The organism is Paenibacillus amylolyticus, assembly GCF_036894225.1.
Classification (GTDB): Bacteria; Bacillota; Bacilli; order Paenibacillales; family Paenibacillaceae; genus Paenibacillus; species Paenibacillus amylolyticus.
The window spans coordinates 3,468,262-3,483,530 of record NZ_CP145892.1 but is presented as its reverse complement, the minus strand read 5'-3'; the positions used below and the strand labels follow the sequence as shown (position 1 = coordinate 3,483,530).

Annotated in this window: 13 protein-coding genes; 5 read left to right on the top strand and 8 right to left on the bottom strand. The window is 42.2% G+C overall.

All coding sequences use genetic code 11. From position 1 onward, the window contains the following. Positions 1 to 110 precede the first annotated feature (110 nt). The gene (locus V6668_RS15555; RefSeq protein WP_338706029.1) at positions 111 to 941 is read right to left on the bottom strand and encodes an SDR family oxidoreductase; all 831 of its coding nucleotides are present in this window, start codon (positions 939 to 941) and stop codon (positions 111 to 113) included. 45 nt (positions 942 to 986) lie between these two features. Next, positions 987 to 1,739 (bottom strand): SDR family oxidoreductase, encoded by a 753-nt coding sequence (locus V6668_RS15550; protein WP_338706027.1) that lies wholly within the window; start codon positions 1,737 to 1,739, stop codon positions 987 to 989. A 116-nt stretch (positions 1,740 to 1,855) separates the two neighbouring features. On the opposite strand from V6668_RS15550, the gene V6668_RS15545 reads away from it, so the two are divergent. Beyond that, positions 1,856 to 2,299, top strand: coding sequence for a MarR family winged helix-turn-helix transcriptional regulator (locus tag V6668_RS15545; protein WP_076253214.1), 444 nt, complete (start codon positions 1,856 to 1,858; stop codon positions 2,297 to 2,299). 233 nt (positions 2,300 to 2,532) lie between these two features. Continuing rightward, on the top strand, positions 2,533 to 3,498 hold the full coding sequence (locus tag V6668_RS15540; protein ID WP_076253108.1) for a LacI family DNA-binding transcriptional regulator: 966 nt from the start codon (positions 2,533 to 2,535) through the stop codon (positions 3,496 to 3,498). Between the two features lie 150 nt (positions 3,499 to 3,648). Here V6668_RS15540 and V6668_RS15535 read toward each other — a convergent pair whose 3' ends face one another. Then, positions 3,649 to 4,971, bottom strand: a complete 1,323-nt coding sequence (locus V6668_RS15535; protein WP_076253107.1) for a 6-phospho-beta-glucosidase — start codon at positions 4,969 to 4,971, stop codon at positions 3,649 to 3,651. A gap of 272 nt (positions 4,972 to 5,243) precedes the next feature. On the opposite strand from V6668_RS15535, the gene licT reads away from it, so the two are divergent. Together licT and V6668_RS15525 are read left to right on the top strand one after the other, a co-directional pair. Next, complete coding sequence (gene licT, locus V6668_RS15530) at positions 5,244 to 6,086, top strand: BglG family transcription antiterminator LicT (protein WP_282321376.1); 843 nt, start codon at positions 5,244 to 5,246, stop codon at positions 6,084 to 6,086. A 226-nt stretch (positions 6,087 to 6,312) separates the two neighbouring features. Next, on the top strand, positions 6,313 to 8,196 hold the full coding sequence (locus V6668_RS15525; protein WP_338706026.1) for a beta-glucoside-specific PTS transporter subunit IIABC: 1,884 nt from the start codon (positions 6,313 to 6,315) through the stop codon (positions 8,194 to 8,196). 388 nt (positions 8,197 to 8,584) lie between these two features. Here V6668_RS15525 and V6668_RS15520 read toward each other — a convergent pair whose 3' ends face one another. The 3 genes from V6668_RS15520 to V6668_RS15510 all read right to left on the bottom strand — a co-directional run bounded on the left by V6668_RS15520 (position 8,585) and on the right by V6668_RS15510 (position 12,024). Then, positions 8,585 to 9,436, bottom strand: coding sequence for an arginase family protein (locus tag V6668_RS15520; protein ID WP_338708954.1), 852 nt, complete (start codon positions 9,434 to 9,436; stop codon positions 8,585 to 8,587). 170 nt (positions 9,437 to 9,606) lie between these two features. After that, positions 9,607 to 10,494, bottom strand: a complete 888-nt coding sequence (locus V6668_RS15515) for an arginase family protein (RefSeq protein WP_036671243.1) — start codon at positions 10,492 to 10,494, stop codon at positions 9,607 to 9,609. Between the two features lie 432 nt (positions 10,495 to 10,926). Next, entirely contained in the window at positions 10,927 to 12,024 is a 1,098-nt protein-coding gene (locus V6668_RS15510; RefSeq protein ID WP_338706025.1) for an NADH:flavin oxidoreductase, read from the bottom strand. Positions 12,025 to 12,162: 138 nt separating this feature from the next. Here V6668_RS15510 and V6668_RS15505 point away from each other — a divergent pair, with 138 nt between their 5' ends. Beyond that, positions 12,163 to 13,020: a LysR family transcriptional regulator gene (locus V6668_RS15505; protein ID WP_076317857.1), complete on the top strand. Its 858-nt coding sequence runs from the start codon at positions 12,163 to 12,165 to the stop codon at positions 13,018 to 13,020. Between the two features lie 117 nt (positions 13,021 to 13,137). On the opposite strand, the gene V6668_RS15500 is transcribed toward V6668_RS15505, so the two are convergent. Then, positions 13,138 to 13,263, bottom strand: a complete 126-nt coding sequence (locus V6668_RS15500) for a hypothetical protein (protein WP_268745227.1) — start codon at positions 13,261 to 13,263, stop codon at positions 13,138 to 13,140. Positions 13,264 to 14,025: 762 nt separating this feature from the next. Beyond that, positions 14,026 to 15,264 (bottom strand): DUF418 domain-containing protein, encoded by a 1,239-nt coding sequence (locus tag V6668_RS15495; protein WP_338706024.1) that lies wholly within the window; start codon positions 15,262 to 15,264, stop codon positions 14,026 to 14,028. Positions 15,265 to 15,269 lie beyond the last annotated feature (5 nt).

Sequence of the window (15,269 nt, the reverse complement as noted above, 5' to 3'; positions counted from 1 at the left end):
ATTTTTTCCACGTCTTAAGAATACATTAGCAAAAGAAGAAGCCACCCCTGACGAATGGAGTGTCTTCTATTAATGGTTGTTATTTTTTTAAAAAGGCGTGAAAATTCCAATCAGTTGTTGAAGTAATGAGACTGTTTAAGGTCGGGAATCAGTGCAGGTTGCACTGGCCGCCATCCCATAAGTTCCTGAGTTGCAATGCTTGATCTCGGGATATCGAGCGATGCGAGTGTGCTGAGAAAGCCAAAATGGGCATCTGCCTCTTCGCGTGAAATGCTGACTACAGGTACGTTCAGCTGCTCACCAATAGCACTCGCGATGTCGCAAAATGGCACTCCTTCATCTGCGACCCCATCTAGTCGTGAACCAGCGGGTGCCTTTTCTAACGCCAGACAATATAGATGCGCGGCATCAAGGCGATGCACAGCCGGCCAGCGGTTGTTCCCCTCTCCCACATAGGCTGAGAAGCCCTTAATCTTGGCAATATTGATCAGGCTCGGCACAAATCCTGTGTCACCCTCACCGTGTACCGATGGACAAAGCTCTACAATCGATGTACGCACTCCACGCCCTGCCAGCGCTAACACTATGTTCTCCGTTGCTACTCCATTCACATGTGTGGTGATTACGAACGGCTTGCCAGATCCTTCAAGTGCCGCCCCCATCGCTTCTACGGCATGCAGATCTGTTGTGAGTGCTCCAGCGAAGTTCGAGAAGTCGTGATGGAATGCCAGATGAATGACGCCATCCGCAGCAGCTGCACCACTACGGAGGCTGTCAAGATCGTTGATGTCACCGCGGTGTACTTCGGCCCCGGACTCTTCTAGTTTCGCAGCACTACTGTCTGAACGAACGAGACCGATGACCTGATGCCCCCTTTCAATAAGTTCCCGGGTAACAGCGGAACCGATGTAGCCTGTTGCTCCTGTTACGAAAACGCGCATCCTGAAATCCTCCTTAAGTTGCTCACCCTCATTGTATAACTATGATCACCAAGCAATGGGTCCATCCTCATCTGAGAATGTTCCTGTTGGGCCATCCGCTCCAATCATCGCCAGCCGGACCGCTTCACGAGCCCCTTGTTCAACACTACGAGTACCAGCAAAATTATTAAGCGCAGTCGATGTGAAGCCTGGACATGCCGCATTGACCTTGATGTTTGTTGATTCAAGCGCAAATGCAAAGGCAAGTGTCACCGCATGAACAGCTGATTTTGATGCCGAATAGGCACCAAACATCGCACGATGCGAGTTTTCGGGAATAGAGTTCCAGCTAAGGGAGCCGCCGGTACTGCCTATGTTGACGATACGTGCTGCCGGGGCCTCCCGCAAAAGTGGCAACATCGCCTGCGTAACAGCAATAACTCCAAAAACATTAGTCTCATAAACTGTACGAATATCTTCAAGCGAAGCAACGGTCAAAAGACCACTCGCTGCGCCACCGTTCGGAAATGGTTCACCCGATCTGCCTGCGTGCGAGATCCCCGCATTGTTCACGAGTACATCGAGACGACCAAATTCGTTCCGAATACGTTCTGCAGCAGCAGCGATGGAGTTTTCATCTGTAACGTCGAGCTGGAGAGCGTGTGAATCTGAACCGATGCTTTTTGAGGCAGTTTCTCCATTCTCGAGGCTACGAGATCCAACGAGCACGGTGAATCCTTGTTTCGTGAGATCCTTCGCAATTTGAAGGCCGATACCTTTATTAGCCCCGGTGACCAGAGCGACAGGTTTATCTTGCATAGTTATAATCTCCTTTTTTTGTGATTGGTGGGTCTATATGAACTAAGTTGACGCGTCAACCTTGGATCAAATTTAGCACATTGAAGTTGACGCGTCAACCATGTTATTATGCTCCTATGGATAAAAATGAACTTAACGAAGAAGAAATGCGAATATGGCATATGTGGAAAGGTTCCTTTCAAACCATCTTCGGTCGTATCGTCAAAGATATGGCCGATCACTCAGGATTGTCAGAGGGTGATTTTGGAGTATTGGACCGATTAGTCCTTTTTGGGGATGGTAGTCTTCGCCAACAGGAATTAGCCGACTCTATGGACTGGGATAAAAGTCGATTATCTCATCATCTGAAGCGTATGGAAAAACGTGGACTCGTGATGAAGAAACCATTAGACAACGATCGTGGAGTACAAGTAAGTATCACTTCTTCTGGAAAATCAATGTTAGATGATGCCCGTCCCTACCTCTCCAAGGCAATACGCAAACATTTTTTTGAACAATTAACCGAACAAGATATCGAGTTGATTACTAAACTGGCGGAAAGGACAAACTCAAGCTCTTAGCGTCTTATCTAGCCGCCGTCTCGACCACGTTTGTTAAAGGTGAGCTTCTAACAAACGTGGTTTTGGTTTGTCAACCAACGTAGAAGGTATATGAAAAATACGTGTCACTTTGTGAGGATTTAAGTTTTTGTTCTCAACATCTAACATGCCATTATCTGGTCACAAATCGAGATGATGGCCTCTACCTTGTAAACAATTAAAATCGTGCTATCCTTAATGATGAGGTGGATCAGATGGCAAATATTCAAGAGATTGCACGTCTTGCAGGCGTTTCTACAGCAACCGTTTCAAGGGTAATTAATCGACATCCTTATGTAAGCGATTTAACAAGAGAAAAAGTCTTGAACATCATTGAGCAATTGGATTATGTCCCTAATTCGAATGCAAAGTCCTTAAAAAATGGAGCGACAAAAGTCATCGGTGTTATGGGTGTTACTTACAATCCCCTTTTGATGTCACTTGTCCGTTCATTCCACATGATATCCCAAAAATACGGATTCAACATTATGCTTTTTATGACAGACGGAGATCGTGATAAGGAGCTTGTAGCGCTTGAAATGTTACGCAGTAAACAGGTGGATGCCCTTCTTTGTCTGGTACGGACGATTGAGTGGGATATCATCGAATCCTATACGAAATATGGGCCAATTGTAACATGGCAGCGTCTTACCAGCGACACCATACCGTCCGTATTTATGGACCAATATCAAGGTTATACGCTGGGTCTCGAATATCTGTATGCCAGAGGTTATCGTAAAATTTTGAACGTGTATTCGTCCAAAGGACAGAATACCTTGGAGCGAATAAGAGCTTATGAGGATTTTGTACAGAAGCATGGGTTGAAGAACACTGGCTTTCCGCAATTTCATAATAAAGTCACCATTCATGATGGTGAGGAAATAGCGCGATGGTGGATAGAACAAACGGACAAGCCGGATGCCATTTCCTGTTCGACTGATGAGGTAGCAGCAGGTATTTTAACGGAGATTCAACGCTCGGGGTTTTCGGTTCCGGATGATGTGGGAATCATGGGATTTGATAATACAGACAGCGCTCACCTGCTGGATCTGACAACGATCCATTACCCCGTGGATAAACAAGCAGAGAATGCCTTTAATATTATTATGAGTATGCTGGAAAATTCGGCATCCAATCTTCATCCTCTTCAGTTTAGACTGATTGAACGAAAATCTACATAAAACAACATCCATCCTGTTAAAAGAAGAAAAGAGCCCATTTGAGATCATGAGTTCTTTTCTCTTCCATCCCGTTAAACTTCATGAACGAACAACATTCAGGCCTGTCCCTATATGAGGGACAGGCCTGAATGACTTCAATCTCTAAATAAATTATTTGTGAAATTGCGGAAGATGTTCTTTATGCGCTTCCAACATTTCATCTAAAACTACCTTAGCAATGTCACCGCTGGTAACGAGCGGATTAAGTGTGAATGCTTGTAGAGCGGTTGCATAATCTCCTGTGACCGCTGCTTCGATCGTCAGTTCCTCCATTGCCTTCATCACCTGCAATAGCCCTTTTTGTGCGGACGGGAATGCGCCAAAGTGAACAGGCTCTGCACCATGGGCTGTAATGATACTTGTAACTTCGATGGCACTGTTATATGGTAGATCGCTAATTGCTCCGCGGTTCTGTGTGTTGACTACCATATGCGTTCCCTTGTTGTTATATACAGAATTAATAACTTCACAAGCTGCGTCGCTGTAATAAGCTCCTCCGCGTTTTTCCAATTCCTTAGGCTTGTAATTCAGGTTAGGATCTTTATAAAGTTCAAACAAACTTTCCTCCAGGCGTTTCACAACCTGCCCGCGAGTTCCTTCGCCATTGACCGCTTCTACTTCCTCTTCAAGCATGCTGTCGGTCATGTAATAGTACCGGTGATAAGGACAAGGCAGCATACCCAGTTGGAGAATTTGCTCATACAAGAAACGCATGCTTTTTATATTTTCTACCATTTTTTCTGGCTCGGCATCAGGACCGTAGAGCTTTTCGATGGCCTGTTTAGTTAGCTCTTTACCATCTCGGTCATAAATTTTGTGCCAGTGAAGGTGATTAATACCGGCAAATTTGAAGAACAGTTCCTCTTCATTTTTTTCCAGAACAGCAGCTTCATTCTTGGAGGAAATAATCGGAACATTGCACAAACCAATGACCTTCTCCCATTTACCATATTGGAGCACAGCTTCCGTTACCATTCCCGCAGGGTTCGTGAAATTGATTAACCAAGCATCTGGGCAAAGTTCCTTCATGTCCTCAACAATTCCAAGAACAACCGGAATGGTACGGAATGCTTTGAACATCCCACCTGCTCCGTTGGTTTCCTGACCAATCATCCCATGGCTAATCGGAATCGTTTCGTCCTTAATACGGGCTTCCAAAAGGCCGACTCGGAATTGGGTGGTGACAAAATCGGCATCGGCCAACGCTTCTCTTCGATTAAGCGTCAAGTGAATATCACAGTCGATTCCCGCCGCTTTTACCATCCGTTTAGCCATGGCTCCTACAATTTCAAGTTTCTCTCTTCCTGCTTCAATATCTACAAGCCACAATTCACGTATTGGAAGTTCATGATGCCGTTTGATAAAACCTTCGATCAATTCTGGGGTGTAACTCGATCCGCCGCCAATCGTCACAATTTTTAATCCCTTTTTCATTTTGAAGTCCTCCTTGTTCTATTGTGTTCTCAATTTGGACTCTATCTTGTGTAATGCATTACATGTCAAGAACTTTTTTTATGGGATTAAATGGGATTAATTTGTAACTTGAAACCGCTTTATCACTTGTGCTATAGTTACCTCAAATAAGGATTGTGACCGTTGATTCGGGCAATACCTAAGAAAGTTTGAATGCCGTTAACCAATTGGCGGCGTTTGAACTATCTTAGGTTTTTTTTATGCATATTGCAGAAAACAAGGAGCCGATGCACATGATTATTGAAAAAGTATTAAACAATAACCTTCTGCTGACCCGCAATACAAAGGGGAAGGAAGTCATCGTTATGGGTAAAGGCATCTCCTTCCAAAAAAGTGCAGGTGATGTGGTCGATGAACACAAGATCGATAAAATCTTCCATTTAGCCGAGCATGCATTTGCTGTAAAAATGGCTGAACTGATACATGAATTACCCGCCGTTCATTTCGAAGTTGTGAACGAGATCGTAAAACACGCCAACCATGTACTTGGTACTGAACTCAGCGACAATATTTATCTGTCGTTAACCGACCATATTAGTTTTGCCATCCAACGTAAGAACAAAGGTATGGAGATTAAAAATGCCATGCTGTTCGAAATTAAACGTTTCTATAAAACGGAATTCAGTATCGGATTGGATGCTCTGCAGTTAATCAGCGACATGATTGGAGTTTCGCTCGGGGAAGATGAGGCTGGTTTTATCGCCTTACATGTCGTCAATGCCCGACTTGACGGCACTGAAATGAAAATGACGATAAAGATGACTGAAATTGTCAACGAGATTTTGAAAATCGTCACGTACCATTACGGCACTGTTCTTGATGAATCGAGCTTAAATTATTCGCGTTTCTTAACACACCTTCAATATTTCGCCATGCGCTTATTGCGCCACGAGATTCACCAAAGCGGCGAAGATTTTTTATATCAGCAGGTGAAAAAGACTTATGTCAGAGCCTTTTCTTGCACTTGCAAGATCAACGAGTACTTAGAAAAAACGTATGTACAGTCCTTAAACAAAGATGAATTCGTTTACTTAACCATTCATATCCAGCGGCTTACTGAACGAAGCACTTTATAGCCCTATTTCTTTCAAGCTAAAACTTCATATACAACACATTAGATAAAGGATTGTGACTGGTAAAGCAGGCAAAACCTGGACTGATGGCAAAATGATTTTTCTTTTTATTTTGCCACGAGTTCAGGTTTTGCTGCTTTTTGGAAGTGAAACGATGTAAGCCGGCACATCAGGAACGAACAGCTCACAACCTGAGATCAATTACCCATCATGAAGGAGGCAATATGCTATGAGTAATAAAGACAAAGAACTGTTCATACGTGTTATTGAACTTGTTGGCGGTGAATCTAATGTGAATGATGTATATCACTGTGCAACCAGGCTTAGATTCACCCTGAAAGATCATACAAAAGCGAATGAACAGGCGTTGAAAAATATAGCTGGAGTCATCACCGTTGTGAAAAGCGGCGGTCAATTTCAAGTCGTCATCGGCAATAACGTGTCCAAAGTTTATGAAGGAATCATGGAGCACACCAACCTTCAAGATGGCGGCAGCAAAACGGATACTAAAGAGAATGCAGAAAAAACAGGAATATTCGGAAAAACCGTAGATCTTATTTCCAGTGTTTTTTCCCCGCTGCTCAGTGCGCTAGCTGGAGCTGGATTGCTCAAAGGTCTGGTTGTTTTGTCTGTGGCGCTCGGCTGGCTAGATGACACCTCAGGAACTTATCTAATTTTAAACGCGGCATCAAGCAGTGTATTCACCTTTTTGCCCATATTTTTGGCAGTTACTGCCGCAAGGAAATTCAAAGCTAATATGAACGTATCCTTGGCTATTGCAGGAGCCCTGGTCTTTCCGACCATTTCCGCTGCGTTTAATAGCGGTCAAACTTATGATTTCTTAGGCATCCCCATTGTGCTTGTGATGTACACTTCCACCGTGTTTCCAATCCTTCTGGCGGTGTGGGTTCAATCTCATATAGAAAAATGGTTCAACTCGATTATTCACCAGTCTATCCGCAATATTCTTGTGCCGATGCTGTCGCTTCTAATTGTCGTCCCGCTTACCATTCTTGCTTTTGGACCGATCGGCAACAGTGTTAGTCAGGGGTTAGCTAGCGGTTTTACCTCACTCATGCAATTCAGCCCAATGTTGGCAGGAGCAGTCACTGGTGGTTTCTGGCAGGTCATTGTTATCTTCGGACTTCACTGGGCTTTTCTTCCAATTACACTTAATAATCTGGCGACAATAGGCTATGACTTAATGCGGCCGATGTTGACCGCAGCCGTGCTGGCTCAAGCCGGTGCTTTGCTCGCCGTTATGCTGAAAACCCGCAATTCACAGCTTAAAACCCTTTCCGGATCTGCTACGATTACTGCGATTTTCGGAATCACGGAACCAGGCATTTACGGAGTTACTTTACGATTGAAAAAACCGTTCATTTACGCATGTATTTCCGCAGCGATCGGGGGCGCAATTATCGGAGTCGGGGGTGGTCGGGCAGTCGCTTACTCACTTCCCAGCCTGCTCGCTTTTCCTACTTACGTGACAACGGGGTTCGCCTCGGTTGTGATCGGTGTTTCCGTATCTTTTGTCCTGGCTTTTCTACTCACGTTGCTACTTGGATTCAAGGATCTTGAGGCTACTGTTGAGGAGCCGCAGATTGAAACTTCTGGACAGGAAAAACAAGCGATTGAGCCAAGTGAATCTCGGTTAAACAAGGAAATCATTGTGAGTCCGCTTAAAGGCAGTGTTCAGCTACTTGAAGATTTGCCCGATCCCGCCTTCTCTTCAGGTGCCATGGGACAGGGGCTTGTCATTGAACCCACTGATGGAATTTTGGTATCGCCAATCAATGGTGTCGTAACCACCGTATTCCCTACCGGTCATGCGCTCGGTCTGACCACGGACAGTGGCATGGAGCTTCTGATCCATATTGGAGTGAATACGGTAAAGCTAAAAGGACAATTTTTTGAGAAAAAAGTTAAAGAGGGCGATCGGGTTTCTTGCGGGCAACTGCTTGTAGAGTTTGACGCGGAGCAAATCCGGACAGCCGGTTACATCACTGCCACCTCAGTCATCGTTACCAACTCCGCCAACTACTTGGACGTGTTAAAAACTACTGAACAGGAAGTGAAGCAAGGCGATTATCTAATGTCGGCGGTAGTCTAACGATTGGAGATGGATTACCTGTCGGTAATTGAACTATTTTCAGGTTATATAACTGTCTACTAATTCACTTATTCCGTGTGATCCAAAGAAGCCACTCCGGCAAAGGAGTGGTTTTTCTCTGGATAGCACTTTCCGTTTATTTATCAGCTACAATTGTAAATTCCCATGGAAGTTTTCGGTTTGCCAATCACGATGTCGGATGAAACTCTTGGACCAGTAGGCATCTCTGACTCCACGCTTAACTAGATAATACCAAACGCCTTGTTTCATGAAGACGAAGCAGTTTTGTTGTGATTTTTTACATTTCTAATCTATATGAGCGATTAGCTAAAATTGCTCAAGTATATATAATCATCAGTACATCTACCAATTTTCAAAAAACTCTCTTTTAGTTTTTTAGAATTGGCATATCCTTAAGTAAATTTTTTAAGTTTATAGCATCCCATGGAAGATGTTCTGTGATACCTAGTCCAACAACCGTAGTTAACAAGCTAACTTCTTGTATTAAAGTTATCAGCTCTGTAAGTTGCATCGTACCCATACGAGTATGAATTTTGTCAGACAGCGGCTTAGCAAATGACAATGACCTGAAAATCTTCGGATCAAGTACATCCAAATCCAAATGAATTACTACGTATTTGATTTGATTTTCTGAAATCCAGTCCAATATTGGTTTATTATTATCCTTTAATTCGGCGCTAGTTGCTGAACTAATAGATAACCTAGAAATAAGTTCCGATTCATGTTCAGTTGTTTGAACAAGTCCCGCTAACATAACGTTCTTCGGTAAGAAAGGCTTTTTAACCTTTTGAGAAAATTCTGGCGCTCCCTCACCTAACAGATTTCCTAATATATGAGCATGCCCGTTGGGCGTCACCTCTGGGGTTGCCACGTCAGGATGTGCATCGATCCATAATAGTCCAACTTCACTATTATAACGCTCATTTAAATAGGCGAATGGCGCTTGTTCAACCAAACAATCCCCGCCAAACATAACTATTCGATCGGGTTTATAAGCTTCAATTAAATGAGTTGCTGCATCCAGTTGATTCAACAATTGGTTCTTACCTACGATTCCTCCTAAAATACCTTCCTCTGTGTGGAGAGTCATATCTTCACTATAGGATACAGGTACTTTAACTGTCTTATGATTATTGTTTTCTGGAGCTAACCATGCTAGGAGCTCAGCTCCAAGAATATAACTTGGTTTGTTTCCTCCCTGCCACTGGGGCATTAGCATGCGTAACGTTTTAACAGTTTTATTATGAGTCACTTGTTTGTTCTCCTATCTAATACAGATGTAGTTCTTATGAATGCTACTAAGGAGACTAACTATATGAAGAAAGTGCTTCTGTTCCTTAATATCGATGGTCCCTTTCATTAAGCGCATACTTTTGAAGCATTAGCATCTTAATCGTTAAGGATAGGCATTTTCTGAAGTAGTTGTTTTAAGTTTATTGCATCCCATGGAAGATGTTCGGTTATCCCGAGACCAACTACATCAGTGACATCACTAACTTCATTGATCAATTTTGCTACCTCAAAAAGTTGCATTTTCCCCATAGGAAAATCAATCTCTAAGTCTGATAACGGATTTGCAAAGAGCAATGATCTGAAAATTTTCGGGTCAAGAACGTCCAGATCCAAATGAATCACCAAATATTTAATCCTATTCGTTTCGATCCAATCCAGCACAGTTTTGCTACTTTCTTTTAATTGAGAACTGGACGCTGATTTAATTGATAATCTTGAAATTAGTTCCGATTCTTGGCCAGTCGGTTGATCTATTCCCGCGATCATTACGTTCTCTGGACGAAAAGGCTTATCTACTTTAGCAGCGAATTCAGGAGCTCCCTCACCTAATAGATTACCCAATACATAAGTATGACCATTGTAGTATTCTTTTGGTGTTGTTATATCAGGATGCGCATCAATCCAAAGTAATCCCAACTCACCACTGTAACGTTCGTTTAAATAAGCGAATGGGGCTTGCTCCACTAAACAGTCTCCTCCAAACATGACAATTCGGTCTGGTTGATATGCTTTGATTAAATGATTTGCCGCATCAAGTTGATTTAATAATTGCTCTTTTCCCACAATATCACCTATAATACCTTCCTCTTTTTCCAAGGGGGTATCATCGCTCATTGAAACAGGTACTTTAACGGTTATATGCTTGTTATTCTCTGGAGCTAGCCATTCAAGAAGCTCAGCTCCAAAGGAGTAATTAGGATTATCTCCCCCTTGCCATTGAGGCATTAACATACGCAACGTTGTCGAATTTTCTTTGCTTTTCATGATCTTTTCTCCTTTACATCGAGGTACAATTTAGTATACATGAGTCACATATTATGAATAGTACGCACTTTTATGATAGGTACTTTCCAAAAAGATAGTGTGTAACTTATAGATGAATTCCACAGGCGGTATCAAAGGTTCAGGCATCTTTCGTTGTTATCTGAATAAGAACGTTAAAATCACTTTGAAATGGATATTTCCCAATATTAATTAGTATATAATTGCAACCCACTAATTGAATGTCTGTTTTCTACCTTAATTGCCACAGGTCATCCGTTTAAAACGACCTATGGCAATACTATTATTGCTCAATAAGTTCTGAAAGCCATTTATTTGGTGTCGAGAATGCATACCACTGATTGAGAGCTCTACACAGATAGTATGACATCCTCAGTTTGAAATAATTGAGTAAAATACTTTTGTCTGTTCCCATTAAAGGATTTCAAAATTTTTGATCGTTGCATCTGGTCGCAGTATCTTATCCTCTCTCATCTCAGCTAGTAGCTTACCTTCTTTAACTTTAGTAACCCAATCGTGGTTAGCTAGAGCTCCCTTTCCTAATGTCACGAGATCAGCCTTATCATCAGTGATGATTTCAGATGCTTTTAATGGATCTTCAAGTTGACCGTTGGCAATGACAATTTTACCTGAAAATCTTTTAGCTAGTTGTACCAATGAAGGCCCATTCTCTTCGAAAGCAGGCTTCCATGCCTTATATTCAGTCACATGAATGTAATCAAGCCCGGTTTGCCCTAATCCACCGAAAATGACTTTAGCATCTGCTTCACCTCCACCCCATTTATGGATATAGTCATTGACTTTGGCTTGAGAAATTCGAATACCTACTGTAAAATTCGGTCCAACGGCTTTACGGACTGCAGATGAAACTTCAATTAAAAGCCGTACCCGATTTTCGGTCGAACCGCCATACTCATCTGATCGTTCATTAGTGTAGTCGGTCAAGAATTGATCAAGCAAGTAACCATTGGCTCCATGAATTTCAACACCATCAAACCCTACTGCTTTTGCCCGGATTGCTGATTCCACAAATCCCTGAATCACTTGTTCGATATCTTGCTTTGTTGCAGCTATCGGAGTAGGAAATTTATCAACTCCACCATAGAACGCCAAAGGATCTCCTTTAGGTTGCACTTCTGAAGGAGCTAGGTTATGGGAACTGAAGCGATTTCCTTGAGAAAGTGCTCCTGCATGCTCAAGCTGAACTATAATTGCAGCATCCGCTTCATGTACAGTATCCACGACTTTTTTCCAAGCAATAGCTTGTTCTTCATTTATCAAGCCAGGTTGGTTAAAGTAACATTGACTGTACAATTGATCTGTGTATGTTCCTTCTGTAATGACAAATCCAAAACCTCCACGAGCAAAAGACGCATAATATTCAGCCATCTGCTCCGTGGCAAGACCTTCCGGAGTAGCACTCGTACGAGTCATTGGAGCTACTCCTACACGATTTTTTAGAAAGTTATAACCAACGTTGACAGGTTCAAACAATTTATTTTTTTGTACCAATTTAACCATCCACCTTTAACAATTATGTTTATATATCTTTCAGAATATGAACATTATAAAATGAATGAAATGAACAGTAAAATTGATGTTATTGAATCTTTAGTTCATTAAAAATGAACTCACTTTAGGAGGGTATCTATGGAACTCCGCCATTTGATTACATTAAAAACTATTGTTGAAAAAGGAGGATTTAAGAAAGCAGCTGAACATCTCGGTTATGCTCAATCTTCTGTCACGACACATATTAAAGAATTGGAGGAAGAGTTCGGTAAGCCTATTTTTGATCGCTTAGGTAAACAAGTTGTGCTCACACAATACGGACATCAATTTCTGCCGTATGCTCATAAAATTATTGAGTTGTATACGCAAGCACTTACTTCAAATGATGAGCCCTCGGGAAATTTGACACTAGGTATTTCGGAATCCTTAATGATCTGTCGCATACCTTCTTTATTGGTTGAGTATGGTGAGAAATATCCGCAAGTTAACCTTTCGCTCAAATCACTTGACTACCAAGATGTCTCTCAAGCTGTTCAAAATGGTGAGATTGACCTGCTTGTTGCCTTAGAAAAAGAGGGATGGGGAGCTCCCGAACTACACTGCGAACGTTTGGTGAGAGAAAAAATGGTCCTTATTAGTCCCCCTCATGAGAAAAACCATGCAAAAGGAACTGTGTTATATACGGAACGTAGCTGCAGTTACAAATCTGTATTCAAGGATTACATCAATTATAAAAAAGTCGATGTTATGAACAGTATAGAGTTCCAAAGTATCGAAGCGATTAAGCAATGTGTGAAAAACGGACTAGGCATTTCGATGGTTCCTTACTTTTCTGTCAAAGAAGAATTAAAATCCAAAAAATTTCAAGGCGAAGAAGTTGAGTCTGACCGCCCTACAATATCCACATATTTGGCATATCACAAAGATAAGTGGATTTCACCTGCAATGAAACAGATGATTAATCTAATTCAAAAACACGCAGCTAATTGGGAATAGCTCTCTTTTGAATAAAAAGAAAGTCAGCTATTAAATATAATAGCTGGCTTATTATTATGTGCATAATAGAAACTCCTTACTCAAAAAATCTTGGGATATCTACTAAAAATAAGTGTTTCATCTTTCACATTCTTGGACATCAGGTCTCGCATCCATAATCTTTTCCAGATTCGCTGAGTCACTACCCAAGTCAATAATCTGGGCAGGACAGGCGTAAGGCTGTAATGTAGCAAACTCCTTCATTGCTTCCACCCCACTGGTTGATGCGAGTGGAGGCCTATTCAAAGCAAAAATTATCTAATCGATCATTGAAATAAGTTCTTTCCCCTCAACCCTTGAGATAGGCAATTACATGGATTAAACAAAAAAAGTCGCTGCTTTAGCGACTTTGAATGATATTATAGAACCAATGACTCAAACTCTTGAATATCTCATCTCCAGCAGAGTATTCTATGAAAAATATTTCCCTGAGTGTAGATCTTCTATTTCTTGAGAAAGTCTTTTAGTATGTAACTTCATAATTCTCCAACCTCCATACTTACACATACTCACTGTTCTTTTCGTTTAAAAAACATCTTGCCAACCATAAGTCCCATAGCCGATGAACAGATCAGATACCCAAAGAACAAGAAAAGTAAATAAATAACATGAAGATCTGCAGGAATCTGTTTCAAACCTTCAAACCAAGCAAAACGAAAAGGATAAAAGATGACTACCCAAATGATCAGCAAGAAAAGAAGAAAATTAATTATTTTTAGCACAATAATGATCCTTTCAAGCTTGAGTGGAAACAGTTGAATGTATATGCTTCATCTTTCATTTCGCATTACCTTACCACTGCCCGCACTATATTAGTTAGCTTATGTATTAGGGTTGATATGTTGAATCTATAAATAATTACTAATTATAACAGGAAACATTAGGAAGATGATCGTTACGGCATAAAGAAGCCCTTTCTTTTGGTGGAACGAGCTTCTTTTTGCGTTTCACGATAACACTTTATGCTTACTGAACACCAGGCGCGTTTTCATTCGTAGTTAAATTTGATCTTTTCTTCTTTCTTGGCTGCCCTTTCCAGGACAGATAAGTCCAGATCCGTAGGATATACTCGACAGGTCCATTGCTAAATTTCTTAAGATATAGCGGACTGAGCCACAATTGAATAACGTAGACAGCAAGCGCAATAATTGCTCCGATAAACACGCCAGCACTTCCAAACAGTCCCAGGCCATATCCATAGAAAATTGTTGTACAGATTACGCTCTGCATCAGATAATTCGTCAACGAGAGACGGCCGACCGCCTCGAACCTGCCCATCAGGCTGAAACGGTGGTTTCCAGCATACAACAGCGCGAATGCGTATATGTATCCGAGTGCAAGCAACGCTCCTCCAAGCGTCCCCCCGATTCCGATTCCGAGCCAACCTTCCGCACCCAATTGTGGTGCCAATACACCGTATGCTTTGAGTATCAAACCTACCGGAATCAATAACGATGCCCGGCGAAGATATATAGCTCGCATCGTTTGGGGATCGCTAAACGTGCCTATTCTGGCAGCGTGCATGCCGAGCAGGAACATCGGCACCGTCATGAGTGGTGCTAACATCAGGGCTATCAGGGCAAATGACAGCTCCAAATCCCCGCCGAATGGATCGCCGTTATTACTGAAATTCCTGATTTCCGCGTATGTGCCGTTGCCGTATACATCCTGACTTTGAATGATGTAGTTCTCCATATTAATGGACTCAATCGCCAGCGGGTTCATCGGATTAGATGCCGGGAGACCAAGTATGCCCGCTCCCATGAGTAGCAGTACCGCCCATATGAGTAGCGTTTTGGGCTTCCGATTAAGGAACATGAGCAAGAAGAAACCGAGTACACCATAAAATGTAAGGATATCCCCTTCCCATAGATAGATGATGTGCAGTAATCCGATTCCAAACAGTAGTAGAAAACGGCGTGCCAGATGACACTTTGGTCGTAAATCTCGTGATTTTAGGCTTTCCGAGAGCTTAACCATTCCAAAGCCAAACATAAATGCAAAAATCGGCATAAAACTGCCCACCACAGTGATCAGCAGGAATGAGAGGAAAGCCTGATCTGCTCCGCCAATCCCGAACAGTTGGGGTTTGCTCTGGCCATACATTCCATATTGGAAAGCCAGCATATTCGCCAGTACAATGCCGACCAGACTGAATCCACGCAGTCCATCAATGACTTGAACGCGCTTTTTTGTTGTGCTCAATCAAT